This is a genomic window from Actinoallomurus liliacearum, from assembly GCF_039542035.1.
Classification (GTDB): domain Bacteria; phylum Actinomycetota; class Actinomycetes; order Streptosporangiales; family Streptosporangiaceae; genus Actinoallomurus; species Actinoallomurus liliacearum.
Genome location: NZ_BAABHJ010000046.1, coordinates 1 through 982, shown reverse-complemented (window position 1 = coordinate 982; position 982 = coordinate 1). Strand labels below are relative to the sequence as shown.

The 982-nt window shown below is 57.6% G+C and carries 1 rRNA gene; it reads right to left on the bottom strand.

The features are described 5' to 3' along the window. Positions 1 to 982: ribosomal RNA gene (locus tag ABD978_RS43650) — 23S ribosomal RNA — on the bottom strand; the annotation flags it as partial.

Genomic DNA, 982 nt, shown 5'->3' with positions numbered 1-982 from the left:
TGCCAAGCTATAGTGAAGGTCCCGGGGTCTTTCCGTCCTGCTGCGCGTAACGAGCATCTTTACTCGTAGTGCAATTTCACCGGGCCTGTGGTTGAGACAGTGGGGAAGTCGTTACGCCATTCGTGCAGGTCGGAACTTACCCGACAAGGAATTTCGCTACCTTAGGATGGTTATAGTTACCACCGCCGTTTACCGGCGCTTAGGTTCTCAGCTTCGCCACCACAAGGGCAGCTAACCGGTCCCCTTAACGTTCCGGCACCGGGCAGGCGTCAGTCCGTATACAGCGTCTTACGACTTCGCACGGACCTGTGTTTTTAGTAAACAGTCGCTTCCCCCTGGTATCTGCGACCCCCACCAGCTCACGAAGCCAGTTCGGTCACCAGCAGGGGCCCCCCTTCTCCCAAAGTTACGGGGGCAATTTGCCGAGTTCCTTAACCACAGTTCACCCGAGCGCCTTGGTATTCTCTACCTGACCACCTGAGTCGGTTTAGGGTACGGGCCGCCGACACACTCGCTAGAGGCTTTTCTTGGCAGCATGGGATCACTCACTTCGCCTAAATCGGCTCGGCATCACATCTCAGGCTTAATACACCACGGATTTACCTATGGTGCGCCCTACATGCTTACCCCAGGAACAACCATCGCCTGGGCTGAGCTACCCTCCTGCGTCACCCCATCACTTACCTACTACCACCTCAGGTCCCGGCCGCACGCCGGCAAGATTCCCGAAGGAACCAAGCCACGATTGGAACGGTTAGTATCAGTGGGTTCAGCATGGGCGCGTATCAGCGGGTACGGGAATATCAACCCGTTGTCCATCGACTACGCCTCTCGGCCTCGCCTTAGGTCCCGACTTACCCTGGGCGGATTAGCCTGCCCCAGGAACCCTTGGTCATCCGGCGGAGGGGTTTCTCACCCCTCATTCGCTACTCATGCCTGCATTCTCACCCGCGCCACCTCCACACCTGGATCACTCCGATGC